The sequence below is a fragment of the Thermococcus cleftensis genome (assembly GCF_000265525.1).
Classification (GTDB): Archaea; Methanobacteriota_B; Thermococci; order Thermococcales; family Thermococcaceae; genus Thermococcus; species Thermococcus cleftensis.
In genome coordinates, this window is record NC_018015.1 from 41,651 (window position 1) to 64,663 (window position 23,013).

The 23,013-nt window shown below is 54.9% G+C and carries 26 protein-coding genes and 1 tRNA gene; 16 read left to right on the forward strand and 11 right to left on the reverse strand.

What is annotated here, in order from left to right:
- Positions 1–36 precede the first annotated feature (36 nt).
- The 5 genes from CL1_RS00230 to tgtA all read left to right on the forward strand — a co-directional run bounded on the left by CL1_RS00230 (position 37) and on the right by tgtA (position 5,001).
- Positions 37–741: an RAD55 family ATPase gene (locus CL1_RS00230; RefSeq protein ID WP_014787903.1), complete on the forward strand. Its 705-nt coding sequence runs from the start codon at positions 37–39 to the stop codon at positions 739–741.
- Positions 742–824: 83 nt separating this feature from the next.
- The gene (locus CL1_RS00235) at positions 825–1,133 is read left to right on the forward strand and encodes a hypothetical protein (protein WP_014787904.1); all 309 of its coding nucleotides are present in this window, start codon (positions 825–827) and stop codon (positions 1,131–1,133) included.
- Between the two features lie 23 nt (positions 1,134–1,156).
- The gene (locus tag CL1_RS00240) at positions 1,157–2,206 is read left to right on the forward strand and encodes a glycosyltransferase family 2 protein (protein ID WP_014787905.1); all 1,050 of its coding nucleotides are present in this window, start codon (positions 1,157–1,159) and stop codon (positions 2,204–2,206) included.
- 93 nt (positions 2,207–2,299) lie between these two features.
- Positions 2,300–3,220, forward strand: coding sequence for an inorganic phosphate transporter (locus CL1_RS00245; RefSeq protein ID WP_048151619.1), 921 nt, complete (start codon positions 2,300–2,302; stop codon positions 3,218–3,220).
- A gap of 41 nt (positions 3,221–3,261) precedes the next feature.
- Entirely contained in the window at positions 3,262–5,001 is a 1,740-nt protein-coding gene (tgtA, locus tag CL1_RS00250) for a tRNA guanosine(15) transglycosylase TgtA (RefSeq protein ID WP_014787907.1), read from the forward strand.
- Here tgtA and CL1_RS00255 read toward each other — a convergent pair.
- On the reverse strand, positions 4,998–5,747 hold the full coding sequence (locus CL1_RS00255; protein WP_014787908.1) for a hypothetical protein: 750 nt from the start codon (positions 5,745–5,747) through the stop codon (positions 4,998–5,000). The two genes, tgtA and CL1_RS00255, sit on opposite strands and share 4 nt — an antisense overlap.
- Before the next feature lie 62 nt (positions 5,748–5,809).
- Between CL1_RS00255 and CL1_RS00260 the strand changes: the two genes are divergently transcribed.
- A tRNA-Val gene (locus CL1_RS00260) sits at positions 5,810–5,886 on the forward strand.
- 381 nt (positions 5,887–6,267) lie between these two features.
- Here CL1_RS00260 and CL1_RS00265 read toward each other — a convergent pair.
- Positions 6,268–7,356, reverse strand: coding sequence for an AAA family ATPase (locus tag CL1_RS00265; protein WP_014787909.1), 1,089 nt, complete (start codon positions 7,354–7,356; stop codon positions 6,268–6,270).
- A 45-nt stretch (positions 7,357–7,401) separates the two neighbouring features.
- Positions 7,402–8,547, reverse strand: coding sequence for a DUF763 domain-containing protein (locus tag CL1_RS00270; RefSeq protein WP_014787910.1), 1,146 nt, complete (start codon positions 8,545–8,547; stop codon positions 7,402–7,404).
- A gap of 168 nt (positions 8,548–8,715) precedes the next feature.
- Between CL1_RS00270 and serK the strand changes: the two genes are divergently transcribed.
- Together serK and CL1_RS00280 are read left to right on the forward strand one after the other, a co-directional pair.
- Complete coding sequence (gene serK / locus CL1_RS00275) at positions 8,716–9,444, forward strand: L-serine kinase SerK (protein ID WP_014787911.1); 729 nt, start codon at positions 8,716–8,718, stop codon at positions 9,442–9,444.
- Positions 9,445–9,532: 88 nt separating this feature from the next.
- Positions 9,533–10,192, forward strand: coding sequence for an HAD family hydrolase (locus tag CL1_RS00280; RefSeq protein WP_014787912.1), 660 nt, complete (start codon positions 9,533–9,535; stop codon positions 10,190–10,192).
- Here CL1_RS00280 and CL1_RS00285 read toward each other — a convergent pair.
- Genes CL1_RS00285 through CL1_RS00295 form a run of 3 tightly spaced genes read right to left on the reverse strand, consistent with a single transcriptional unit; the run spans position 10,189 to position 11,979 of the window.
- Positions 10,189–10,962, reverse strand: a complete 774-nt coding sequence (locus tag CL1_RS00285; protein ID WP_014787913.1) for an oxygen-binding di-iron domain-containing protein — start codon at positions 10,960–10,962, stop codon at positions 10,189–10,191. The two genes, CL1_RS00280 and CL1_RS00285, sit on opposite strands and share 4 nt — an antisense overlap.
- 1 nt (position 10,963) lies before the next feature.
- Positions 10,964–11,758, reverse strand: a complete 795-nt coding sequence (locus tag CL1_RS00290) for a hypothetical protein (RefSeq protein WP_014787914.1) — start codon at positions 11,756–11,758, stop codon at positions 10,964–10,966.
- Entirely contained in the window at positions 11,755–11,979 is a 225-nt protein-coding gene (locus CL1_RS00295) for a hypothetical protein (protein ID WP_148267249.1), read from the reverse strand. The genes CL1_RS00290 and CL1_RS00295 overlap by 4 nt, the downstream gene beginning before the upstream one ends.
- A gap of 273 nt (positions 11,980–12,252) precedes the next feature.
- Here CL1_RS00295 and CL1_RS00300 point away from each other — a divergent pair, with 273 nt between their 5' ends.
- Genes CL1_RS00300 through CL1_RS00315 form a run of 4 tightly spaced genes read left to right on the forward strand, consistent with a single transcriptional unit; the run spans position 12,253 to position 15,661 of the window.
- Positions 12,253–13,269 carry a zinc ribbon domain-containing protein gene (locus CL1_RS00300; RefSeq protein WP_048151629.1) on the forward strand — a complete coding sequence of 339 codons (1,017 nt, stop codon included), beginning with the start codon at positions 12,253–12,255 and terminating at the stop codon, positions 13,267–13,269.
- A 5-nt stretch (positions 13,270–13,274) separates the two neighbouring features.
- Positions 13,275–14,168: a zinc ribbon domain-containing protein gene (locus CL1_RS00305; RefSeq protein WP_014787917.1), complete on the forward strand. Its 894-nt coding sequence runs from the start codon at positions 13,275–13,277 to the stop codon at positions 14,166–14,168.
- Between the two features lie 10 nt (positions 14,169–14,178).
- A complete protein-coding gene (locus tag CL1_RS00310) occupies positions 14,179–14,673 on the forward strand; it encodes a hypothetical protein (RefSeq protein WP_014787918.1) in 495 nt (164 codons plus the stop codon).
- A 1-nt stretch (position 14,674) separates the two neighbouring features.
- Entirely contained in the window at positions 14,675–15,661 is a 987-nt protein-coding gene (locus CL1_RS00315) for an SPFH domain-containing protein (RefSeq protein WP_014787919.1), read from the forward strand.
- Between the two features lie 68 nt (positions 15,662–15,729).
- Here CL1_RS00315 and CL1_RS00320 read toward each other — a convergent pair whose 3' ends face one another.
- The 3 genes from CL1_RS00320 to CL1_RS00330 form a co-directional block, all read right to left on the reverse strand.
- Positions 15,730–16,170, reverse strand: coding sequence for a type II toxin-antitoxin system VapC family toxin (locus CL1_RS00320; RefSeq protein ID WP_237266255.1), 441 nt, complete (start codon positions 16,168–16,170; stop codon positions 15,730–15,732).
- Positions 16,163–16,357 (reverse strand): hypothetical protein, encoded by a 195-nt coding sequence (locus CL1_RS00325; protein ID WP_148267250.1) that lies wholly within the window; start codon positions 16,355–16,357, stop codon positions 16,163–16,165. The genes CL1_RS00320 and CL1_RS00325 overlap by 8 nt, the downstream gene beginning before the upstream one ends.
- 101 nt (positions 16,358–16,458) lie before the next feature.
- On the reverse strand, positions 16,459–16,677 hold the full coding sequence (locus tag CL1_RS00330) for a hypothetical protein (protein ID WP_014787922.1): 219 nt from the start codon (positions 16,675–16,677) through the stop codon (positions 16,459–16,461).
- Between the two features lie 155 nt (positions 16,678–16,832).
- On the opposite strand from CL1_RS00330, the gene CL1_RS00335 reads away from it, so the two are divergent.
- From CL1_RS00335 to CL1_RS00355, 4 genes are all read left to right on the forward strand, one after another.
- A complete protein-coding gene (locus CL1_RS00335) occupies positions 16,833–18,203 on the forward strand; it encodes a hypothetical protein (RefSeq protein WP_148267251.1) in 1,371 nt (456 codons plus the stop codon).
- Positions 18,204–18,336: 133 nt separating this feature from the next.
- Positions 18,337–20,247 (forward strand): hypothetical protein, encoded by a 1,911-nt coding sequence (locus tag CL1_RS00345; RefSeq protein WP_148267252.1) that lies wholly within the window; start codon positions 18,337–18,339, stop codon positions 20,245–20,247.
- A gap of 114 nt (positions 20,248–20,361) precedes the next feature.
- On the forward strand, positions 20,362–20,661 hold the full coding sequence (gene mntA, locus CL1_RS00350; RefSeq protein WP_014787926.1) for a type VII toxin-antitoxin system antitoxin protein adenylyltransferase MntA: 300 nt from the start codon (positions 20,362–20,364) through the stop codon (positions 20,659–20,661).
- A complete protein-coding gene (locus CL1_RS00355) occupies positions 20,658–20,990 on the forward strand; it encodes a HepT-like ribonuclease domain-containing protein (protein WP_014787927.1) in 333 nt (110 codons plus the stop codon). The genes mntA and CL1_RS00355 overlap by 4 nt, the downstream gene beginning before the upstream one ends.
- 1 nt (position 20,991) lies before the next feature.
- On the opposite strand, the gene CL1_RS00360 is transcribed toward CL1_RS00355, so the two are convergent.
- Both CL1_RS00360 and CL1_RS00365 read right to left on the reverse strand, forming a co-directional pair.
- Positions 20,992–22,011 carry a M42 family metallopeptidase gene (locus tag CL1_RS00360; RefSeq protein WP_014787928.1) on the reverse strand — a complete coding sequence of 340 codons (1,020 nt, stop codon included), beginning with the start codon at positions 22,009–22,011 and terminating at the stop codon, positions 20,992–20,994.
- A 49-nt stretch (positions 22,012–22,060) separates the two neighbouring features.
- A complete protein-coding gene (locus CL1_RS00365) occupies positions 22,061–22,942 on the reverse strand; it encodes an AEC family transporter (protein ID WP_014787929.1) in 882 nt (293 codons plus the stop codon).
- Positions 22,943–23,013 lie beyond the last annotated feature (71 nt).

Consider the following 23,013-nt stretch of genomic DNA (forward strand, 5'->3'; position numbering starts at 1 on the left):
ATTTGTTGGCGGATTATTCTATACTAGGGGAGTGTCATGGACATCTCGCGGATCCCCACCGGAATTCCGGGGCTCGACGCTATGCTCAAAGGAGGCCTCATACCAGGTAGGGTGTATCTCGTCAAGGGGGCGCCTGGAACAGGGAAAACGACCCTCGCCGTGCACTTCGCCATAGCGGGCGTCGCCAACGGTGAGAACGCCCTCTACGTGACCCTTGAGGAGCCGGCCGAGAACCTGAAAACGGATATGAGGCTCCTTGGTTTTGATCTCAACGACCCGCATTTTACGCTCATCGACGCAACTCCAACCGCAGAGCGCTACGTTCTGATAAGCGATTTCTTTGAGGAGTTCGCCTCGAACATCGAGAAGATGGCCGACGCGATCAAGAGACAGTTCCAGGAGAGAAGGTACACCAGGATAGTTATCGACCCCATCACGATGCTCAAGCTGACGGCAACGAAGGAGATGGACTACCGCAGGGCTTTTCTAAGCTTCATCAAGACCATGATGCGCCTGAGAACCACCGTTCTCCTCACCTCCGAGATGGAAAGGACCGACATAGAGGAGTACCTCGTGAACGGGGTCATTGAGCTGAAGACCTTCAGCATGAATGGGCGGCTCTCGAGGGGGATACGCATAACGAAGTTCCGCGGCAGTGCCTTCGACGACGCCATAAGACCCTACGAGATAACGGAAAGGGGCATAGTGGTTCATAAGGATAGGGTCCTTACCCTCCCCTGATTCACGATTTTCAAAAACCCAACGTGGAAGGTTCTTTTAGCAAACTTTTTAAGTGCCGATGATGAACCGAATCCGGTGGGAGAATGGAAGGAGTCGAGAAGCTTGAGAGGGTTCTCGGGGAGTTCAACAGGCTCCACGGGGCGGAGGCGAGGGCGAGAATAGTTGAGATGAAGGGTGACGAAGTTATCATCGAGTTCGAGGGCTCATTCTGCGCCACCTGCGGGCTGTACGACTACTTCGACGACATCAGGTGGGAGGCGAGGGACTTCGGCCTGGAAATCGAGCCAGTAGAGGTTTTGGAAGCTGAGGAGGACGACTTCGAGCACGGGCGGTACGTGGTGAAGTACCGGATCGGCGGGAAACCAGTCCTTGACATCGTCGGTAAGGATTAAAACCTTCCCCCAGATCTTTGTCCATGAACCCCCTAACCGTAGCACTCGCGCTCATCTTCCTCTGGGACGGATACTTCTTCATTAATTACATAATTAGCCTTTTCCGCAATTACAGAATTCGGGAGTGGGAGCCGAAGGTTTCCATAATAATCCCTGCCTACAACGAGGGGGAGCGGGTTCTACGGGCCATCAACTCGGCGCTTGGGCAGGATTACCCTGACATCGAGGTTATTGTAATCGACGATGGAAGCGAGGATAACACCTTTGAGGTTGCCTCCTCGGTCAAGAGTCCCGTGCTGAAGGTATATCGGAAGGAACACGGCGGAAAGGCGAAGGCCCTGAACTTCGGCCTCTTGAAGGCTTCAGGGGAGGTAATAATCACGACCGACGCCGACAGCTACCTCGAACGGGAGGCGGTGAGGGAGCTGGTGAGGCGCTTTTATTCCGACGAGGTTTTGGGAGTTGGCGGACAGGTCAGGGTAATGGGGGATTCGTTCCTAGAAAGGGCGCAGGACGCGGAGCACCTCAGGATAGCGATGTTCCGCAGGGCCAAAGAGCTCGACAACCTGAGCCTCGCCCCGGGTCCGATAGCCGCCTTCCGCAGGGAGGCCCTTGAGAGGATCGGCGGCTTCGTCGAGGACATCGTTGAGGACTACGCAACGACGAAGGCCGTTAAAGAGTTTGGAAAAGTAGTCTACGCCCCTCGCGCGAGGGTATGGACAAAAATGCCGAAGAGCCTCGCCGTCCTCTGGCGCCAGAGGAAGCGCTGGTTTCTGGGAGACCTGAAGAACCTCGGCGGAGGGTTCACCAAGGACCTGGCTTTTCTGCTCGCCTCGGACGTCGTGGCCTTCCTTGATGTAGTTGTGCCGCCGCTTCTCCTCATTACTGGCAACTTTGCCCTCTTCGCCCTCTGGTGGTTCTTCGAGACCTTCACGATGCTTTTACCCACTCTCTTCGAAGGCGGCAGATTGATAAACGCACTCCTCTTTCCGCTCATTGTCTGGTTCTGGGCGGCATTCTACTTGGTGCTCCACATCTACGGCTATCTTGCGGTGCTCCTGCGGAGGGCATGACGCAATTTGGGGCGAAATCCTTTTAAGTGCTCACTTCCGTGCTACATAGACTATATAGATTATTAGGCAACAAATAGACTATAGTGATGCGCAATGATTGTGTTGGTGCTCCCGGCGGTGTTCATGGCATGGGCGATAGGGGCCAATGACAGCGCGAAGGCCGTCGGAACTGCCGTTGGTTCAGGCGTGCTCGGCTTTAAGAGAGCCGTGCTGCTCATAGGAATCTTCACAACGCTTGGCGTTCTTATAGGCGGTTCTGGCGTTTCCGGAACGATTTCCGGGCTCGCCGAGGGTATGTCCGCGGGCGAGGTCGGTCTCGTCCTCTTCAGCGCCGCTTCGGCGGTAACACTCGCAAGCCTCTGGGGGAGGCCGATCTCGACCACCCAGTCCATAATCGGCGGCCTCGTCGGGGCTTCCCTTGCCCTTGGACTGCCGGTCGACTGGTGGACGGTTGGAAGGATAGTGGCCGCGTGGGTCCTCTCACCGCTCGTCGCCGCGCTCTTTGCGGTGGCGGTCTACAGGCTTTACAAACCCGTGCTTGGGAGAATAAAATGCCTGAGAAACCTTGAACTGACCCAGAAGTGGCTGGTTTTCACCGCTTCTGCCTTCTCGGCCTTCAACCTCGGTGCCAACGAGCTTTCGAACGTCGCCGGACTGATGGAGGGCCTGGGAATCAACGGCCCCTTCAAGCTGGTTCTGGCCATTACCCTCGCCCTGGGGGCGCTAACCTTCAGCTACGAGGTCATGATGACCGTCGGGAGGGATATCTCACCCCTCGGTCCGACGTCGGCCTTTTCAAGCCAGTTCGGTGCATCTCTGGCGGTGAGCGCGGCGAATCTCATTGGTCTGCCGGTCAGCTCCGGTCAGGCCATAGTTGGAGCCATCAGCGGCCTCGGCATCTACAAGGGGGAGCGCGTGAATCTCAAACTCATCGCCGGAATCGTGAAGGGCTGGGTGGTAGCTCCGGTCTTCGCCGGCGCTTTCTCCTACGTCCTCATGGCCCTTCTGGCTTAGGCTTTTAAACCGACCGCCGAAGGTTCTTGAGGTGTTGCGAGATGGTCGAGTTCAAGTTTGAGGTAAAGGCGAGAGACGCCGCGGGAAGGATAGGGAAGCTGACCGTTAACGGGAAAACCGTGGAGACCCCCGCCATAATGCCGGTCATCAATCCGAAGCAGCTGATAGTGACGCCGAAGGAACTGAAAGAGATGGGTTTCGGCATGATCATCACCAACTCCTACATCATCTACAAGACGCCTGAGCTGCGCGAGAAGGCGCTTGAAGTTGGAATCCACCGATTGCTCGACTACGACGGCATCATCGAGGTCGATTCCGGCTCCTTCCAGCTCATGCGCTACGGCGAGGTCGAGGTCACGAACCGCGAGATAATCGAGTTCCAGGAGAGGATAGGCGTTGATATAGGCACGTTCCTCGACATTCCGACCCCGCCCGACGCACCGAGGGAGAAGGCCAAGGAGGACCTGAGGATAACCCTTGAGAGGGCGAAGGAGGCTGAGGAGGTTAAAAACATTGCCATGAACGCGGCCGTGCAGGGTTCCACCTATCCGGACCTGAGAACCTACGCCGCTAAAAAGCTCAGCGAGATGAACTTCGAGATTCACCCGGTGGGAGCCGTCGTCCCTCTGATGGAGAGCTACCGATACAGAGACTTGGTGGACGTGGTGATAGCTTCAAAGCTCGGTTTAAGGCCCGACAGGCCGGTTCACCTCTTCGGTGCGGGCCACCCGATGATTTTTGCCCTGGCCGTGGCGATGGGGGTTGACCTCTTCGACTCAGCGAGCTACGCCCTCTACGCCAAGGACGACCGCTATTTAACACCAGAGGGCACCAAGAGGCTTGACGAGCTGGAGTATTTCCCATGCTCCTGTCCGGTGTGCTCGCGCTACACGCCCCAGGAGCTCCGCGAGATGCCGAAGGAAGAGAGAACGAGGCTTTTGGCCCTTCACAACCTCTGGGTAATCCGCGAGGAGCTGAACAGGGTCAAACAGGCGATAAAGGAGGGAACCCTCTGGGAGCTCGTCGATGAAAGGGCAAGAAGCCACCCGAAGATGTTCGCGGCCTACAAGCGGCTGCTGGAGTACAGAGATTATCTTGAAAAGAACGAACCGGTGACCAAGGCGAGCGCCTTCTTCAAGGTGAGTGAGGAAGCTATGGGCTGGCCGATAGTCCAGCGCGCCAAAGAGAGGGCTGAAAGGGTTGCCAGAAAGTTTCCCGAGAAAGTTAGCCACCCTATCTTCGGCGAGATTCCCAGGTATCTGAGCCTGAGCTACCCCTTCGCCCAGAGCGAGGGCGAGGAGGACTTCACAATAGAGAAGCCGAGGAAAAGTGAAGCGAGGAAGTACGTCATGGCCATAGCGGAGTACCAGTTCGGCGAAGGGGCCGGCGAGGCTTTCAAAGATGCCTTCGTCGAGCTTTCAAGGAAGACGGGCATGCCGAGGCAGATAAAGGCGAAGGGCAAGCACCTCGCAACTTTCAGAGCGGAGGACGGTTTGCTGACCCTCGGCATCGAGGGAGCAAAAAGGCTCCACGAGGTTCTGCCGTTCCCGAGAATGAGGGTGGTTGTGAACTCAGATGCAGAGCCCTTCGCGAGGCGCGGAAAGAACGTTTTCGCCAAGTTCGTGGTCGATGCAGACCCCTCAATCAGGCCCTACGACGAGGTTCTCGTGGTGAACGAAAAAGACGAACTCCTGGCGACGGGACAGACGCTCCTGAACGGTGAGGAGCTGAAGGTCTTCGGGAGCGGTTTGGCGGTGAAGGTTAGGAGGGGAGTCGGTTAAGCATTTTCCTTCAGATACTCTTTGTATCCCTTCTTTTTCAGCCAGCTTTTGACGTCATCGGCGAGCCATTTTGAAGGAACTGGTTTCCCTACGGACTCCTTGTACTTCTCAAAGACCTTCTCACAGTTTTTATTGAAGTTCTTGCACAAGTATTGGTAGCTAATCACGACGAGAAGGAGGTAAAAACGCCTCAGGAACCAGGGGCCGTTTTCACACTCCTCGTTGCCTTCGCACTCCCTGCTGTCCCGTAGAGCCTTGAGATACGGTCTCATTGCTAAGAAGGATTCCAGGATTAAACCCGCGTACTGCTCCTGAATGAACCAATCTCCAACGAAGTCGCGGTAGATGAAGTAACCGACGCGGTTGAGAACTCTGCTTGCATCGCTTACTGCTTTTACCCTTTCTTCATCTTTTAGGAAATCGCCACTTGCAGGACCAACAAGCACTCCGCCAGAAATCCGTCCCGCTTGGAGGTCCTCCGCGTGCCATCGTTTGATTTTACTTATGTTTTCCTTGAGGTTCTCGTCCATCATTTCGTAAACCTCGCTGACTGCTTCGAAGTTAAGTTCCTTCAGCGCTATGTCAAGCTCGTAGATTGTCACCGCCATCATCACCGTGGCGAGGGTCGATGCAAGCGTGAGGATTACAATGGTCGTGTTGATGTCTCTCGTGATGGCCCAAGTTGCTCCCGTTGCAATTAAAATGAGAACCGCCGAGAGACCCGCGAGGAGTTTAATCCTATCCATGCCAATCCCCCAGATAATAATGCGAAAACGTTATAAATTTTCCAGCGTTCCCGAAGGTGGGCGGGCCCGTGGTCTAGACGGTTATGACGCCACCCTTACAAGGTGGAGGTCCGGGGTTCGAATCCCCGCGGGCCCACCAGTTACAAACTTCGCCTGCGCGAAGTTTGATCAAGGTTCGTAGCTCCTTCTTGAAATGCCGGTTTCCAGGGGGTTTCTTATTATTGGAGCAGTTTAGTGTGGAGAATTGCTTTAAAAGCCTCTTTGTGTAGGGTTTGCTTTCTTTTGATGCCCTTCGGACATCTTTTCGAAGTCAAACCCCTTTGCAAGGAATCTTTGGAGGTTCTCACAGGAAAAGTTGACCTCGAGTTTAGAAACCCACCCTCAGAGTGCAACATTATAAAAGAGCTACCAACTTTTGGTCAAGTTTTCTTAAAGCTTGCTCTGTACTCTCAAACCCCCGTAGTGGGGGTTTTGCCCCCACGCCCCCGAAAACTTTGCCTGCTTTCTGTAATAACCCGCTTTATCTCCGCAACGCGAACTCTAACACGGGGTCGGCTATGTGGTAGGTAATGTTCCTGCCGTTGATCTTTTTCTCTATAAACGAGGCCTTGAGGAGGGCATCAAGGAGCCTGGCGAGGGTAGCGTCTGTTATCTCGCGCTTTTCCGCTTTTTCAAGCTCCGTCTTCAGCTTGCTCCAAGTGTTTCTTCCGCGAGCTATTGCGTGGAGAACGGTCAAATATCGCTTTCTTGCGAGGGGTCTCTTCTCAAGGAAGCGATCAAGCTCTCCCAAAGCCATCTTCGACGCTTCTTCAAGAACCCTATCCACTGTTTTTCTGCTCAGTCCCTCCCTGAGAGAGATTACCCCGAATTTAACGAGCCACCCAACTATGCCGTCAAGCCTGTTGACTGCGTCTTCCAGAATTCCACTGGGGGCTTCTATTCCTGCCTGTTCAAAGCCTTTACGTAGAAAATCGATGCTCTGCTCTCTTGAGAACCGTGAAAGCTCTATCTCGTGAAAAATTCTCCCGTAAAGGGGGGCAGTGGGGTCCTCAATACCTGCGAAGTCATAGAGCAGTCCGACCTCACTTCCGGTTAATATGAAGCTCGTCTCTCCATAGTCATAGAAATGGGCTATCAGTGAAGCCAGCTCCTTTCCGGCTGGCCCTCTAATCTCCTGAACCTCATCGAACGCTATTACAAACCCCTCGCTTTCAAGGGCGGAGATCAGGGAATACAACGTTTCGGGGTTCTTCCACGAGAGCGAGACTCCCACACCGGAAATCCTCACACCTTCTATGAGCCTTATCTTGTCCTTCACTCTTTTGAGGAGGGGAGCGTTTTTCGATAGGTATTCGTTGAGTGCCGCTTGAAAGCGGAGGTATAGGTCGCGCCTTGAGTTGGGATTCACCCCCCTGAGATCAACTATAACGTGGGGGAGTTTCGCTTCGTTGAGGGCCACCCTTAGGAGGGAGGTCTTCCCAAGCCTGCGTATTCCTTTGAGCAGTATGAGGGGCTTCCGTGAGTTTATGGCACTTAGTAACTCTTCCAACTCCTTCTCCCTGTCATAGAGGTCCTCTCTCCTGACCTTGGGTCTCTCATCAAAGTACAAACTACCACCCCGATAGTATACTATCATCCAGATAGTTAAAAAGGTTTAGGTGGATCTCTTCTCTTCCTCTGGGAACTTCCAGCTCTTCGTTATCCGCGTCACGTTCCGGACGAGGGCCTTCTCCTCTGGGTGCCTTGAGACGAACTCCTCCAGGAAGGAAATAAGCTCGTCGTAGGCCGGCTTGTCTATCGGGAACGGCACCCTGTCTTTACCGCCAACGGCGTAGGTGAACTTGAAGGGGTCGGGCGGGTGAGTTACGGGGTCCTTCCAGCTCGGGTGGACGTCGTAGACGAGTTCAAGAACGAGCGACAGGGCTCTAAGAGTGCTTGGGCCGAGGCCCTTCAGGAGAAGGAACTCTTCATAGTTCGAAACGCTCAGCTCGCGGGCGAACTCTAAAGCTCGCTTGTTCAGCTCAAACCTTCCCAGACTTTCGTAGCGCTTCATAATGGAAACCTCATCGACATCGCGGGGCTTGTAGTAGACGAGCGGCCGGTAGCCTTTGGCGAGCGCTTTCAGGCTCTCAAGCTCGCGCTCTATCTTAACCGGGCTCTCCTGGACCACGTCGAGGAGCGTCTTCTGATACTCCCTCGATTCTTTCGATACCGTGTTCAGGGCGAACTCTCTCCTCAGACCGGAGATGGCACTGTGGGGGTCGAGGGTAAAGGTTTCGGCGTCGAACCAATGGAAGCGCCTCGCCATCCTTTCGGCCTCGTTCATGCCCTGCTGTACCACCGCCCAGTTGCCCTCCTCATCGAGGAAGAAGACGTGGTGGTAGAGCTGGTAGCCGGTCTGGAGTGCAACCGTGTCAACTTTGGCCACAAGCCTCGATGTCCTCACGTAGGGTTCCGGGTCGAGTTCGTAGAGTTCGGCTATGGTTTTCAGCTCCTCTGGCGTGGCGCGGCTCTTCTTCCCCTTGCCCCCTGCAGCTTTCACGCCAAGCTCCTCCCTCCAGAGGGCGTCCTTTATCATGCCCGCCGTTACGGTCGTCGAGCCTGAGGAGTCCCAGTCCATTCCGATGACGTTGTTGAAGGCCTGGAACCACACCGGGTCGGAGAGTCTCTCCAGGAGTCCCTTGGTGCCGTACTCCTCAACCGCCAGGATCAGAACTAACCGGGTGAGCTTTCTCATTCTTTGTGCTAGCCACGCGGGAACGCGGCCGCCGTGGAGGGGCAGATCGGCTACGTTCCTCATCGAAGTTATATAACCGTCCGGAGTTTTAACGCTTGTCCCGGAAGAATCTTCATTGTTATTGTACCAAAAGCGCAGAATCATCGGGTGGTCTTGGTCATATGGGGGGAAAGCCTTTTTATCCCTGGTCCCGATTCTCCTTCGCCGGTTAGGCTCACGGAGGGTTTGAAGATGGGAGTTGAAAAGGTTCCGAAGTACGATATCCCGACCGTCAAGGTGGACTACGTCTTCATAGAGCTCGACAAGATGAAGCCCCACGAACAGCTCGTCCAGAAGGAGCTCGAGGCATTCATCGAGAGCGTCACAGGCTCCGGTCTCTTCTGGAAGCCGATGCTCCTCGCCAAGATTCCGGGAACCGACGAGTACCTCATCGTCGATGGCCACCACCGCTGGGCAGGCCTCCAGAAGCTCGGAGCGAAGAGGGCTCCCTCCGTCATACTCGACTACTTCAGCGACGACGTCAAGGTCTACACTTGGTACCCTGCCTTCAAGGGAAACCTTGAGGAGGTTCTTGAGAGGCTCAAGGCAGAGGGGCTTGAGGTGGTCGAGGATCCCGAGGCGGAGGAGAAGGCCGAGAGGGGAGAGATTGCCTTTGCCATCGTCGGTGAGAAGGTCTTCGCCGTTCCGGGTGGTCTTGAAGAGCAGAAGAAAGTCAGCAAGGTTCTCGACGAGATGAGCGTCGAGGGCAGGATCGAGCTCATCTACTACGGCCTCAAGGAGGACGCTCGCGAGGATATGGCCAAGGGCGAGATCGACTACGTCTTCATCAGGAAGGCCCCAAGCAAGGAGGAGGTCATGGAACTCGTCAAGCGTGGTGAGGTCTACTCCCCGAAGACCACCAGGCACGTCCTGCCCTTCAACCCGGACAAGATCGACGTCAAGCTCGAGGAGCTGTTCTGAAACCTTTTAACCCCTTTTTCCTATCCTCACCGCCGATGACGAGGGATCAACCGGCTGATTGGTGATGAGCAGTCCAGGAGGCCGAGGCATGATTAGGGGATTGATATTCGACGTTGATGAAACCCTGGTCTACTACGAGGGTTATACCCTGAAGAGCTGGTACGAAGAGGTCGGACGGCCAGCAATGGAGAGGCTCGGCGTGGTTCTCGACTGGGAAACCTTCAGGCGGATCGTGAAGGGTGAGCTCTCGAGAAGGTACGTCGAGCGCTTTGGCATAGACCACGTCGAGTTCTGGAAGGCGATGGACAGGGCAAACAGGGCCTACCGCGAGAGGCTCCTACGCGAGGGAAAGATCAAACCCTTCCCGGACGTTGAAGCCCTTGGAGAGCTCAGGAATCTCGGGCTGAAGCTTGCCGCGGTGAGCAACGCCTCCCAGGACAACACCGAGCTCGTTTTGGGGGCCTTTGGGCTTGATAAGCATTTTGACGTCGTATTCGGGAAGGACTACTCCTATCTGGACGGCGTGAAGCCGAGCCCCTACCTCGTGAACAAAGCTTTGAACGCCCTCAACCTGAAGCCCGGAGAGGTTCTCCTCGTTGGCGACAGCTCAAACGACGTCTTAGCCGGTAAAAACGCGGGGATAAAAACGGTAAACGTCACGCGCTTTGAAAGGGTCGATGGGGCCGACCACTACGTCGAGAACCTCTGGGAGCTCGTCGAGCTCGTGAAAAAGATGCTGGGGACTTAGTCCCCGTAAAACTCCTTCTCGAAGACGTCTATCCCGACCTCGAGACCGTCGAGCCAGTCGAGGAACTTGCCAACGTTCTCGTCCCGGAATATCGCACCGTGCTGGGGAGCTATGACCTTGGGCTTCAGCTTCCTGATTGAGCGAACCCATGCCCTCAGCGCCTTGGTTGAGCTCATGTAGCGCCTGTGGAAGGCCTCCATGTGCTTAACGTGCTCCTCGAAGTCCTCGACGAAAAGGTACCACTCACCCTCCGGAAAAGCGGCCGCACCTATGTCCGTGCTGAAGAGTATTCCGCTCTTCTCGTCGTAGAAGGCGAAGTTACCTGGACTGTGGAGATAGTGGGCGGGGACTGCCCTTATCACGGAGTTTCCGAGCTTGAACTCCATTCCCCCGTCAGGGATTCCGATCGTCCTTCCGGCGCTCAGCACGGCCATGTGGGGGATGAACCTAACCCAGAGCTCCGAGACGGCCACCTTGGCCAAGGGTGCGTACTCGAACCACAGGTTCAGGCCGGCGACGACGTCCGGGTCCTGGTGGGAGTACATGAGGTACTTTATCTGCGTGGGTGGGATTAGTGACGAGACGTTCCTCAGCACCCTCGAGAAGACGAAGAAGCCCCCCGGCTCCACCAGCGCCCCCTCGTTGCCGTCTATCACCAGGTACTGGTTGGTGAGTATCCCCTTCTCGTCTTCGGCCTCCTCTATGCCGAGCCAGTAAACCTTGTGTTCCCCGTCGTCGTAGAGCGGGTAGCTGTTCATGTTCCTTATCATCTCAGGCACCTCCAACTGGAACCCATACATTCACCATGTACGCCCCCTCGATTCCGGAGACTATCTCGAGGGCCTCCCTGGCGGTGTTCTCGTCCTCAACCTTGACAACCCTGCTACCGTTCTGGTCCCGGTACTCCACCGCGAGCACCTGGCTGCCCCTCAGGAGGAGCTTGAAGGACCTGCTCCCGTCCTGGGTGACACCGGAGACGTAGAGGACGCTGTCGCTCAGTCTGTCACGGATCTCCGTTATGACATTCAGCAGACCGCCCTTCTGGACTATGTGGAGTCCGCTGTGCACCATCTTTGACTTGGACAGGAACGTCGCCACGCTCATCGGGTCGGAGAAGTCTACTCCATCGACGATACTTGATGAGGCCGATGGTGACGGGATCGGACCAAGGTTCTCAGCTAGCTCCTTCAGGCTCTTGGCAATCCCCTTGGTGAGTATCTCAAGGGGCTTTCCTAACAGGAGTTCCCCTCTTCCCTGGTACGAGAGCTCGACGTTTGCGGTAACGCTCTTTTGCCACTCTTTTAACGTCACAGTAGCCGTCAAATGGCTCTTTCTACCAATTCCCTCGTAGATGTAACTACTGCTGTCGGTCATTACAGTGAACGCGTAGGTGTCTCCAAACTTGAATACAAATCTGGGTAGTAGTATCTCCGCTTGAACGCCGTTCTTAGTACTCACCTTCACCACATAGGGCCAGTTTGTGATGAACTGAGGTGCGTCTTCCAGTATTCTTTCAATGTTCTCCCGGGGAGCGTTTATCTCCACGGAGGTCTCTCTGCGCTTCATACGACCTCACCCAGGACTTCCTGAAGGCGAAGATAGGCACCCTCCACGCCTTCCAACGGGTTTACCGGCACGAGGAAATACACCCTGTGGTCGTCTCTGAAGGTCAGTCGTCTTTCCATGTCGTGGAACACTACCTCAACTTCCATTCCAGTTATCCTGTCCCCCATGAGCTCAAGTATCCCGACGAGGTGGGGTACTGCACCCTCTGGGGGTTCACTCATATGTCCCCATATGCGGTAAAGATGCCCAAACGGATCAAAGGTCCAAACGGGTGAAGTTCCAACAGTGTTCTTCACTTCGGATATCATTTCTTTACACCTTGTGAATTTCACAATTTCTTGTAGCCTAGACAAAAGTGGTAGGTTCATTTTTTAAACCTTTGGTTTAAACTTCGTAACATTTGAATTTAAAACTTCGAAATTCTTACCTTTGATCCGTGATACCTCATTATCCTTATATACATGAAGAAACAAACTGACCAAGTCGTGATGATGATGGAACCCCAAGGCTTTAGATGTGAGAGGTGCGGTGCGCCTCTCGAGGTGTCTCCCGAGACGATAGTAGCGGTCTGCCCATACTGCGGTTTTCCAAACCACATAAGTGGCAACCTGAAGACTGAGAACATTCACATCGTTCCAACGATGGATAAAAACGCCATAGCCAAGGCCTTCTGGAAGCGCGTTGAGAGGGACTTCGACCTGAAGAGGATGAAGGAACAGATTGAGATAGTTGACATCGAAGGCCACTACGCCCCTTACTGGGTGGGCGATGTTCACGTCGAGGGTGACGTCGAGTACATGGTGCGCGAGGAGGAGTGCCACACCGATTCCGAAGGCGAAACCCACTGCCACACGGTAGAGAGGCACTACCATGACCACGTCGATGAGACCCTCGGCCTAATAGGCTCCGCGAGGAGGCAGGTCAAGAGCTTTGGCGTTGACGACATAATCGCCCACTACTCCCGACACAGGCCAAAGGGAAAGAAACTCCTCGAGCTGGACGAGGGGGAGTGGGGCAGGATAAAGCTGGAGGTACTCAACACGGAGATGGACGAGGTCCAGGCCAAGATGATGATGCGGGAGGACGCCATAGACGTCATAAGGAACCGCTATTCGGCCAAGGCGGACAGAATAGAGCGCTTCGACGTAACCGCCGACGAACCGAGGAACGTCTCCCTGATTCTCCTCCCGATGTGGACGGTCTACTATAAACACGAGAACTCGATATACCACGCCGTCTTCGCTGGCTGGGACGGAAAGGACGTAGCCGCCACCGAGCCCATGCCGATCTGGAGGCGCGCCCAGTACATGGCAGGCATAGTCCTCGGCGTCCTGATAGGTGCCGCTGGAGCTGCCTACGGCGGTGCCAACGGCTCCGCGATGGTCTCGTTGCTCTCACTGATAATCGGCGCCGGCGCGGGAGGCTACTTCGGCTCGCTGGTTCTGGAGGGACAGAGGACGGAGAGGAGCACGGGATTCATGGGGAACTTCATGGGAGGGCTTAAGAGGTGATTCAGATGGAGGTTCAGTGTCCAACCTGCTCGGCCAGGTTCAAGGTTCCCGACACGGTGAGCGTGGTAACGTGCCCCTACTGCGGAACCACCTTCCACCTGGAGACCGGGGAAGAGGCCGGAGAGCACTTCTTCTTTCCGCCGATGAGGAAAGACGCCGGTGGTGTTCTGCTCAAGTTCCTCTCAAGGCAGTACGGTGCTCCGGCCGACATAACCGGGGCAAAGGTGACTAAAAAGGAACTCCACTGGGTGCCGGTTTACTTCTTCTACCTCCACGGGAAGAGCAAGCGGTGGGGGACGATAGAGGAAGTCCGCTTCGTGGGAATACCCGCTGGCTCGCCCTTCAGGGAGCTTCTCAGGGACTATCCCTTCCCCATCAGGGGCAAGCGCTTCTTCGATGAGGCAGTGGTCAAGAAGGGCAGGTACTACGAGCCGGAGATATCGAGGGAAGAGGCGGAGGCTATGGCGAGGAAGCTCATCGAGAGTGCGTTGCTGAGCGAGGCCTCGCAGGAGGACAAGTCCCTGGGCGACTTTGAGATAGAGGTGAAGTACCAGGGACTCGTTCACTATCCCCTCTGGGAGGTTCACTACGAGTACGGTGGGGAGGGCTTTGCCGGCTACGTCGACGGCACCGACGGGAGGGTCGTTCAGGCGGAGTACCCGCTCATGAGCGGGGCGAGGAAGAAGGCCAGCCTCCTGGGGGCAGGTGTTCTCGGCGCGGGCCTGGTCTTCGGCATAGCCGCGGCCGGCATTTACGGGAGTGCCTGGGGCCTCATCGGCGGACTCATCTCAGCTGGCGCCGGAGCCTTCGGCATATTCCGGAAAGGGGCCGTGAAGAGGAGGAAGGTAAGCGAGGTTATGAGGCTCAACAGGGGCAACCTGTATTTCAAGCCTATGTGAGGTGTTGGTTATGGGAAAGGAAACATCGATAGTTGAGAAGCTCGAACTCGTCATACCGGGCTTCCACGGTTACAAGAAGAAGGAACTCATAAGGGAGGACGACAGGCTCGTCCGTGGAAAGGTGGCTGACACTCTTGCCCTGGCCAGGAGGGAGATGGAGCGGGCTCTACAGCGCTGCGCCATGGTAAGCTGTGCCCAGCTAGTGGCTATAGACAACCTGAGAAAGAAGCTCATGGCCCTGGAGAGCAGGGTGAGGCACGCGGAGGCCGGTTACAGGGGCTACTTTGACAGGGTGAAGTTCAAGGAGGAGGAGCTCAACAGGCTCTTGGAATACGACGCCAAGATGATAGAGCTGGCCGAGGAGATACTGAACGAGGTTAAGGCCCTGAACGGCCAGATAGCGAACCCACAGGCTCTGGGCATGGCCGTCCTGAACCTCGACGACAAGCTGGTGAACTTCGAGGAAGTCCTTGGCAAGAGAATGAGCTTCGCGGCGGGTGAGTGAGATGGCTCAGGTCATAGAGTGGGTAAACCCCGGTGAGGACGAGATAATCTGGCGCTACCCCAACGAGGTCATCAAGTGGGGCGCCCAGCTGATAGTCCACGAGTACGAGGTAGCGGTCTTCATGCGCGACGGCAAGATCTACGACGTTCTCGGCCCCGGAAGGCACACGCTGACGACGCAGAATCTTCCACTCCTCTACAGGCTCGTTGGCGGTTCAAACAGCCCGTTTAAGGCGACGGTGATTTTCGTCAGCATGAAGCAGTTCCAGGGGCGCTACGGAGGAGAAACGCAGACGAGGGAACTCGCCCCGGTCAAGTACTACGGTGTCTACTGGTTCAAGGTCGCTGACCCCGTTCTTTTCATCACCGAGGTCGTCGGTGGCCAGAGCCTCTACGACACTGCTGACGTCACCAAGTTCATTCGCGCCTACTTCAACGAGGGCATGATGAAGCACCTCAGCGCCTACTCAATCGTCGACCTCTTCCAGAACCTCGACATGGTCAGCACGCAGGTCAAGGTGAAGCTCATGGAGGACTTCCGCAGGCTCGGCCTTGAACTGGTCGATGTGAAGATTGAAGGTGTGAACACGACCGACGAGTGGCGCCAGAGGCTCTTCTGGATAATGCAGACTGGCAATGCCCAGGCTGTTATGCAGATGGACACCGCGAAGCAGGTCGCGGCGGAGCTTGGGAAGAGCGAGGGGGCCGCGATAGGCACGGGAATGGTGGTGATGCCCCAGCTCCTTCAGCAGCCGGCTCAACCAGCACAGCCGGCACAGCCCTACGCCGGTGGGGGCGTTCCGCCTGCAGGATACCAGCAACCGGCTCAACAAGCGGGCCAGGAGATATGCCCCTACTGCGGCAAGCCGATTCCAGCCGGAGCGCGCTTCTGCCCCTACTGCGGGCACGAGATCAAGCGCTGTCCCAACGGCCACGTAGTCCCGGAGGGGGCGAAGTTCTGCCCGGTCTGCGGGGCGAAAATAGAGTGAGCTTTTTTCTTTACACTTTTAGGGCAACGTTCGGGGGCTTGAGACAAGACGTTTCGGGCTGCTTCTGTCTACAGCTCTTTAATAGACGTCACCAGCTTAATCCCCTCTCCCCTACAGGCGCTCTTAAAGTCCCGGTCGAGGGATACGAGGGTATCAACGCCGTAGTACTCGGCAGTTGCGAGTATGAGTGCATCGTTCGGAAGCAGGCCGTATGTCTTTGATACGCGGAGGGCTATTGTAGAGATGTCGTAGTTCACTTCAAGGAAATCTGGAATCGCGAGCATGGGGAGCACGACCCTCTCGAACTCCTCCACGGCCTTGGAAACTTTTTCAGGGTTCTTCTTGGCGCTCCAGTATGAACCAGCCCTTATGCGTATGAAGTGGTACATAACCTCGCTGAAGACAACGTCGTTTATGAAGACCCTCCAGTCCGAGCGCAGGAGGCGTGAAAGTATGTCCTCCGCCTCACCGTCCCCTTTGAGTGCCTCGATGAAAACGTTGCTATCCACCAGAAAGCTCCTCATAGAGCTCAGCCTCCAGCTCTTCCCAGCCCTTGGAGGTTTTCAGGTAGCCGAAGGCCCTCTTCAAGACCCCGTCCACGTTTGCCCTCGCCTCGGCCCTGAGCTTATCCATCCTAACCCGCCATTCGAGATCCATCCCCATTTTTCCTTCAACGTTCTCCATCCCCTCACCCATTACAGGTTTGATGGCCGGGGAGTAAAAAGGCTTTCCCCGATTTCTCAGTCGCCTATTAAAGGACGGGAAAATTCAAAGGGTGGAATCACGGTCTTGGTGGCTCACTTCCCCAGCTCACCCTTCGGCCTTAGATACTCCTCCTTCGTGAGGGGAAAGTCCCTCGCCGCTTTGAGGAAAGAATTTACCAGCTTCACCTGCTGGCTGAAGACCTCATCGGGGTTCTCCTTGAGCCATTTAACGTAGAGCCTTATGAAGGCCAGCCTCTCCTCCATGTCGCGCTTGGAACGGGACTTCAACGCCGAGCCTCTTTGCGTACTCATGAAGAGCCCTCCGGTTCAGGTTCTCTTTAGTTACCCTTATACCCGTGCTCACACCAGTGGAGACTTCGAGGGGCAGCTATTTATGGCTTTCCTTCGGGGCGAAAGGGTTTTATCCTTTGAGGAGTAAGTTTAGATATCTACCTGGGTGAAGTTAGGTGGTGATGCCTATCGGGGATCTCGTTGCCATTGTAACCGCCCCGAACTACCCGAAGATCGACGACAGGGTTGATCTCGCCAAGGAGGTTGGCAGAAGGATATTTGAGGTTGCCACCGGCCAGAAGACCGAACAGCAGAACACCCAGGGGGCAGACACGGTCAACGAACCCGTAGCCGGCTGGCAGCCATTCGTTGACGGCTCCAAATACTGCTACCTCAAGGGCCAGGGCCAGACCGACTACACGGTGAAGGTCTGCTCAGAAAACGGCTGGCCCGTCTGGATAAGGAATGCTGACGACTGGCAGGACAAGGGTTGTGACGATCTGCGCAACCTCGTCCAGAGCACATACCCTGCCGACGACTACCAGAGATACCTGCTGACGGTGAAGTTCAAGGGAAGCGAGTGCGAGGGCCTGCAGGGGTATGGGGTTGCATATATCGAGCACTGGCAGAACATGATGAACCCGCTGAAAAACCCAGCAGGCATTGGTGTATATGCGGCTGCCTGTGGAACGACGACAACCATATGCTATGCCGCAATGACGGCAGGAACTGGGGGCATAGGTGGTGCGCTATCCATCGGCAAATGGCTCAAAGACTTGGGATTCTGCGCCCTTGCCCCTGCACTGGGCGGTTGGTTTGCAAGCCAGCAGATAGCGGAGAGTAAAACAAAAGCGCAGGCAAGCTTCATACTTGCCCAAACGCTTGGAACGGGAGAACTCATAACTGCCAAGTATGCTGTGCTACCGACCGTTCAGATATCCCGGCTCAGGGGTGCGATACGTGGCGGTGCAGATCTCGTAAAAGCAGTGTCAAAGGATACTGCCAAGTTTGACGACTTCGTAAAGCTGGGACTAAAATACACTGAAACAGCCGACCAGTTTGAAAAGATCGCCAGTCAGTTCCCAAGGCTTGCAGGAGTCCGATCGGCGGGAGCATTCGTCACAGACGATGCAGACGATATATTGAGGCTCCTTGCCGCATACGGCAAAACTCCATCCGCCGAAAAGCTCGTTGAAATTGGAAGCAGGTTGAAAATAAGGAATGCCGCAGAACTGGCAAAAACAGAGGCTGGAAAAGAGAAATTAATAGAAAACATAGTTACAAAGTTGCAGAGACAAAAAATAGGCGATGCTGCAAACAAAGCGTTCAAGGGAATGGATGACGAATTACGGAACATAGCAAAGAGGGAGTTTAAAGCAAGCTTCGTATGTGGTGCTGCAGGAGCCGTTGCCGGAACCCTTAGCTACTATGCACTCATAGCCGAGACGGGAACAATAACAACGCCAAATTTGACAGTAGAAATAGACAACATCTTTGATGCGATGTCCGTTGCAGTTAGCAACAACAGAATAGATGTGGGGGCGTGAGGGATGATAGTACTTGCCACAAAGCACAGAGGCAATGATATGTTGGAAAGGGGGTATCTGAATGGCTTTTTCAACAATAATGAAAAAACTGCAAAGATGTGGCGGCAACTAATCGAATATATTCACCCTGAAGGTGAAAAGGCACTGGAAAAGTATGAAAAACTCGAGAGAGAGATCTTTTGGTGCTGGGATAGGTATTGCGAAACCGATAGTAAAGCACGATCTTGCGTCAGCCACAAAGCTCTCTCTCTGGATGAAAATATTCAGCGAAGCAGCAGCAAGTATTCTTGGCATAACGCCGCATGACTTTATTACCATATTACAGCTAGAAGATACCGATAGTAATTTTCAGCCATGGAACCACAACAGCGACGATCCGCTTGGAATAAACTGGTTCCTCATAGAAGAAACGCTAAAAAAAAGCAAATATACTGAGAAAAAACTTGGTAGAAAAATAACTGACGAAGATTTGGCAAAGCTACGAGAAGTTGCGCAAGTTACAGCGAAACTCGTGGATGCATGGGGACCCGACAACGTAGACCATGCAACGATCTGGCTGGCATACGGGAAAAAGATGGATGATTTGAAAGAGTTCATAGAAAAAGAGGCAAAGGACCCTGAAAAAACACTACAATATTTGGAAGAACTGCGACAGGTTCTGCACAAGCACATAAAACCAAAGGGGATCCAACCGCCTGCTAAAGGTGCCCCCACCACTAAGATCATCACCCAGAAGATCCCCTCAGAAGTGGAGGAAGCATTCAGGACGTTGAATGGTCTAGACATAAACATAAAACTGGAAACGGGGGACGTGGAGGAGAGGAAGTCGAAGATCTTCTCTTGGCTGGTGAAGAACGGGTTAATAGAAGTCGGAGAGGAGAACGGGAAGCCCGTAGTGAAGGCATCCGACAAACTCAGGGAGATACTGGGGAAGCAGAACCCGAAGGCAGTGGCGGCGATGATAAAATGGGCGGCGGAGGAAGAGGGGACCACATTAGAGCACGTGGAGCCCGTGGCAAAGGTGCTCGCCGCTCTGGAAGAGTTCAGGCAGATAAGCAAGAAGAAGGACCCTGCACTGGCAAAGGCGTTGGAAAAGGCCATGAAGAGCAAGCACACCATCAGGGAAATATACTACATGCTCCAGGGGGTCCACACACCGGAGGAACTATCCCAGAAGTGGAGCGAGAAGTTCGGCACGATAAGCCTTGTACAGATGTTTGAAAGGTACCCCGAACTGGCAAAGGCAACCCTCGATGGAATAGAAAACGCCAAGGAGAACTTCCCGCCGGTTCCCGCCGAGTGGGCGAAGCTCATCGATGCGTTGGAGAGGGGAGAACTTTCAGCGGATGAGCTGAGGAGGAGAGCTGGGATAGAGAGGATGTTCTTCAGCGCCCTTGAATCCCTCGCCATCAGGGGACTTCCAGAGGACGGAAAGGATGTAGTGAATATAATCGACGAAATCCTCGACCGCTCCGCCAAAATGCTTCCTTGGGCCGGCGATGTTCCAAAGGATCTAAGGACAGAGACTGAGGAGCTTTCGCTGATGCTGGCCTTGATGAAGGACGGGAACTTCGTCGAGAGGCTTGAGGCCGAGCTCGCGCCGATAATCGAGAAGATACCCGAGAGCAGGAAGGTTGGCCTCTTCAGACGCGAGTCCCCGAGGAGGAAGGTCGAGGACTTCGTGGGGCTGCTAATGGAGGGAGAAATCGGAGAGGAGAGGGCCGAGAAAAAGGCCAGGGAGCTGGTGGAGTACCTGGGGGAATACATTGGTGACGAAGCCGAGGGTTTCGTTGAACGCCTCCTGCTCCCCTACAGGGCAAAGAGGCTCTTAAACCGCTACGGCAACACGGAGGACTTCCTCTTCGAATACTCCCACGGACGGGCGGCAAGGCTTCTCATAGTTGAGGCTCACCTTGCCGAGACAATAGAGCCGGATGCACTGGTCAAGCCCCTCATTGGAATGCCGTCCCTCTCGGGCAGAAAACGGGTTCCTCCAAGGAAGTTGAAGAAAACCGAAGAGCTCCTCAGAAAAATCCTAGGGTGAGGAAAGTGCTCAGCATACGCGGGACGCAGAATAATGCTCTGGTATGTCCTTTCCCTGCCGTTCATCCTGTGATGGGCGAAAACCTTTTCTTTATTTATGCAAAGAATACCAACGATGGCAATGCTGACCCTTGAAGAAATTGAGAGCATTCTGACAGCCCACAAGAAAGAGCTTAGGGAGCGCTTTGGAGTAAGGGAAATAGGGGTGTTTGGCTCCTACGTCCGGGGAGAGGCAAAGGAAGACAGCGACGTTGATATTTTGGTGGATTTTGAAGAGATACCCTCTCTGCTGAAGTTCATAGAGCTTGAGGAGTACCTCGAAGCGCTCCTCGGTCTCAGGGTTGACCTCGTTATGAAGTCCTCCCTCAAGTCGGGCATAGCCAAGACTGTTCTCAGGGAGGTAGTCTATGTATGAAACGCTCTCATAAGGACTACTTGGAGGACATAGCCGAAGCCATCGAGCTGATTGAGGAGTTCACGAGAGAGATCTGTTTTGAGGACTTTCTCTGCGACAAAAAGACCCAGTTTGCGGTGATAAGAGCGCTGGAGATAATTGGCGAAGCGTCGAAAAACATCCCTAACGACTTCAAGAGACTCCACCCGGAGATTCCTTGGAGGGAAATGGCTCGAATGCGTGACAAGCTTATCCACGCGTACTTTGGCGTTGACGTTCGAGTGCTTTGGAAAACAGTGAAGGAAGATATCCCCTCTCTAAAAGGAAAATTTGAGAAGCTTAGGAAGTAGCTTAAATCCTAGACTTCTCCTCGATGTAAGCCCTCATCAGCTCCTTCGTCGCGAGCAGGCCCTTGACGTGCGTCCTCTCCATGCCGTGGCTTGCATGAACCCCGGGTCCGATTAATGCAACCCTGAAGTCCCAGCCGGCCCTCAGAGCCGCTGAACCGTCGGAGCCGTAGTAGGGGAAGACATCGACCACGTGCGGTATGCCCCTCTCCTCGGCAAGCTCGATAAGTCTGGTAGTCATTTCGTAGTCGTAGGGCCCGCTTGAATCTTTGGCCGCTATGGAAACGGCCGTCTCCTTTCCGTAAACGCCTTCGCCGACCACGCCCATGTCCACGACGAGAAGCTCCTCGGTGGTGGGTGGATAGCCAGCTGAACCGCCGTGGCCGACCTCCTCGTAGGGCGAGAAGAAGAAGGCCACCGGGAGCCTTTCGAGGGTTTCGGCTCCAAGGTCAAGCATGAGGTCTATCATCACAGCCACGCTCGCCTTGTCGTCGAGGAAGTGGGCCTTGACGAAGCCATTGACGTACTCGAACTTCGGGTCGAAGGCTATGAAGTCGCCCGGTCTGATGCCAAGTTTTTCAGTGCCCTCTTTCTTCTCGACAAGCTCGTCTAGCCTTATGTACATGTTCTCCTCCTTGCGCTCCTTCTTTCCGGCTTCCCTGTTCACGTGGACGCTGGGGTTCCTGAGGAGGAGCGTTCCACGGTACTTCTTCCCCGAGCGGGTGATTATCGTGCAGTACTCACCTTCAAAGGTCGGGAGAAGGAGTCCGCCCACCCTCGTGAAGCTCAAATGCCCGTCGGGCAGGATTCCCTTCACCATCGCGCCGAGGGTATCAACGTGGCCCGCCACGACGAGCTTTGGCTCGGGGTGGTTGCCCGCTATCAGGGCGCCCTTGTTGGTGTAGTACGTCCTGATTCCTGCCGCGTTGAGCTTCCTCTCTATGTGGGCCAGGACTTCCCTCGTGTAGCCCGTTGGGGAGGGTATCTCAAGGATCTCCTTCAGAATCTCGACCACTCGCTCCATTTAGACCACCGTCTAAAGAGAGGTCGGGGAGTTGAAAAGGGCATCGGTTTCAACCAACCAATGCGCTGAGAGCCATGAACAGTCCTATCACCATCATGGTCAGCACGAAGGTGACACTTATCGCCTCCTCGGCCTTGAGCCTGTACTGAGCGAGGATAGCGTTGGCCGCTATCGCCGGCGGCATCGAGGCCTCGACTAGAACGGAGTAGAAAACGTCCGGCGCCGCCCAGCGGAGGGTAAGGAAGACGAAGGCGAAGGGAATCACTATTCTGAAGAGTCCGACCTCAGCGAGCCTGCGCCAGTCGAAGCTCCTCAGCGTTATCCGCGAGCCGAAGTATATGAGGAGCAGGGGAATGCTGAGCCAGCCGACGGTTCTTATCGGCTCAAGGATTTGGCTCGGAATCCGAACGCCCGCTATAATCAGGGCCAGGGCGAGGAGGTTCGCCACTGTCGGCGGGAACTTCAGGGCCTTCAGAAAGCTTTCCTTAACGTTCGCTCCGCCGCTGGAATAGTGGGCCGCTATGAAGGTGACGATCGGGATAACTATCATCGAGTTGGTTGTCGAGTAGAGTATCGCGGGCGTTATGTCGTCGAGGAATAAACTCGCTATCGGGAAGCCGAGGGCGGCGGTGTTGGGATAGACCGAGAGAACCATCAGCGCACCGGCCCAGGGGTCGTTTTTAAGGACGATGCGGCCGTAGAGGTAGGAGGTTGAAAGGCTTATCGCGATTATCAGGAAGACGTAGAGGAAGACCGTCTTTATGCTCAGGAGGTATGCTAGATCCTTGCTCGCCACGTTCCCGAAGATGAACAGGGCGAGGAGAAAGTCGTTCACCAGAATACGTAGGTAGTCAAAGGGCTTCTCCGATTTAATCAGCCTCTTGAGGACGTAGCCGACCGCTATGAGGGCGAGCATCTCGGCGATGTTCATGCTTAAACCTGGGGTTCAGCGTTTAAAAGCCTGTCGAGTAGAAAAATGAAAAGGGGTCGGGGCAGAACTTG

Coding starts and splice junctions, on each gene's coding strand:
- CL1_RS00245 (WP_048151619.1), top strand. CDS start 2,300: ATGATTGTGTTGGTGCTCCCGGCGGTGTTCATGGCATGGGCGATAGGG.
- CL1_RS00295 (WP_148267249.1), bottom strand. CDS start 11,979: ATGAGTGAACCCCCAGAGGGTGCAGTACCCCACCTCGTCGGGATACTT.
- CL1_RS00310 (WP_014787918.1), top strand. CDS start 14,179: ATGGGAAAGGAAACATCGATAGTTGAGAAGCTCGAACTCGTCATACCG.
- CL1_RS00290 (WP_014787914.1), bottom strand. CDS start 11,758: ATGAAGCGCAGAGAGACCTCCGTGGAGATAAACGCTCCCCGGGAGAAC.
- tgtA (WP_014787907.1), top strand. CDS start 3,262: ATGGTCGAGTTCAAGTTTGAGGTAAAGGCGAGAGACGCCGCGGGAAGG.
- CL1_RS00355 (WP_014787927.1), top strand. CDS start 20,658: ATGAAACGCTCTCATAAGGACTACTTGGAGGACATAGCCGAAGCCATC.
- CL1_RS00325 (WP_148267250.1), bottom strand. CDS start 16,357: ATGGGTGAGGGGATGGAGAACGTTGAAGGAAAAATGGGGATGGATCTC.
- CL1_RS00315 (WP_014787919.1), top strand. CDS start 14,675: ATGGCTCAGGTCATAGAGTGGGTAAACCCCGGTGAGGACGAGATAATC.
- CL1_RS00300 (WP_048151629.1), top strand. CDS start 12,253: ATGGAACCCCAAGGCTTTAGATGTGAGAGGTGCGGTGCGCCTCTCGAG.
- CL1_RS00255 (WP_014787908.1), bottom strand. CDS start 5,747: ATGGATAGGATTAAACTCCTCGCGGGTCTCTCGGCGGTTCTCATTTTA.
- CL1_RS00240 (WP_014787905.1), top strand. CDS start 1,157: ATGAACCCCCTAACCGTAGCACTCGCGCTCATCTTCCTCTGGGACGGA.
- CL1_RS00235 (WP_014787904.1), top strand. CDS start 825: ATGGAAGGAGTCGAGAAGCTTGAGAGGGTTCTCGGGGAGTTCAACAGG.
- CL1_RS00365 (WP_014787929.1), bottom strand. CDS start 22,942: ATGAACATCGCCGAGATGCTCGCCCTCATAGCGGTCGGCTACGTCCTC.
- mntA (WP_014787926.1), top strand. CDS start 20,362: ATGGCAATGCTGACCCTTGAAGAAATTGAGAGCATTCTGACAGCCCAC.
- CL1_RS00270 (WP_014787910.1), bottom strand. CDS start 8,547: ATGAGGAACGTAGCCGATCTGCCCCTCCACGGCGGCCGCGTTCCCGCG.
- CL1_RS00230 (WP_014787903.1), top strand. CDS start 37: ATGGACATCTCGCGGATCCCCACCGGAATTCCGGGGCTCGACGCTATG.
- CL1_RS00305 (WP_014787917.1), top strand. CDS start 13,275: ATGGAGGTTCAGTGTCCAACCTGCTCGGCCAGGTTCAAGGTTCCCGAC.
- CL1_RS00360 (WP_014787928.1), bottom strand. CDS start 22,011: ATGGAGCGAGTGGTCGAGATTCTGAAGGAGATCCTTGAGATACCCTCC.
- CL1_RS00330 (WP_014787922.1), bottom strand. CDS start 16,677: ATGAGTACGCAAAGAGGCTCGGCGTTGAAGTCCCGTTCCAAGCGCGAC.
- serK (WP_014787911.1), top strand. CDS start 8,716: ATGGGAGTTGAAAAGGTTCCGAAGTACGATATCCCGACCGTCAAGGTG.
- CL1_RS00280 (WP_014787912.1), top strand. CDS start 9,533: ATGATTAGGGGATTGATATTCGACGTTGATGAAACCCTGGTCTACTAC.
- CL1_RS00285 (WP_014787913.1), bottom strand. CDS start 10,962: ATGATAAGGAACATGAACAGCTACCCGCTCTACGACGACGGGGAACAC.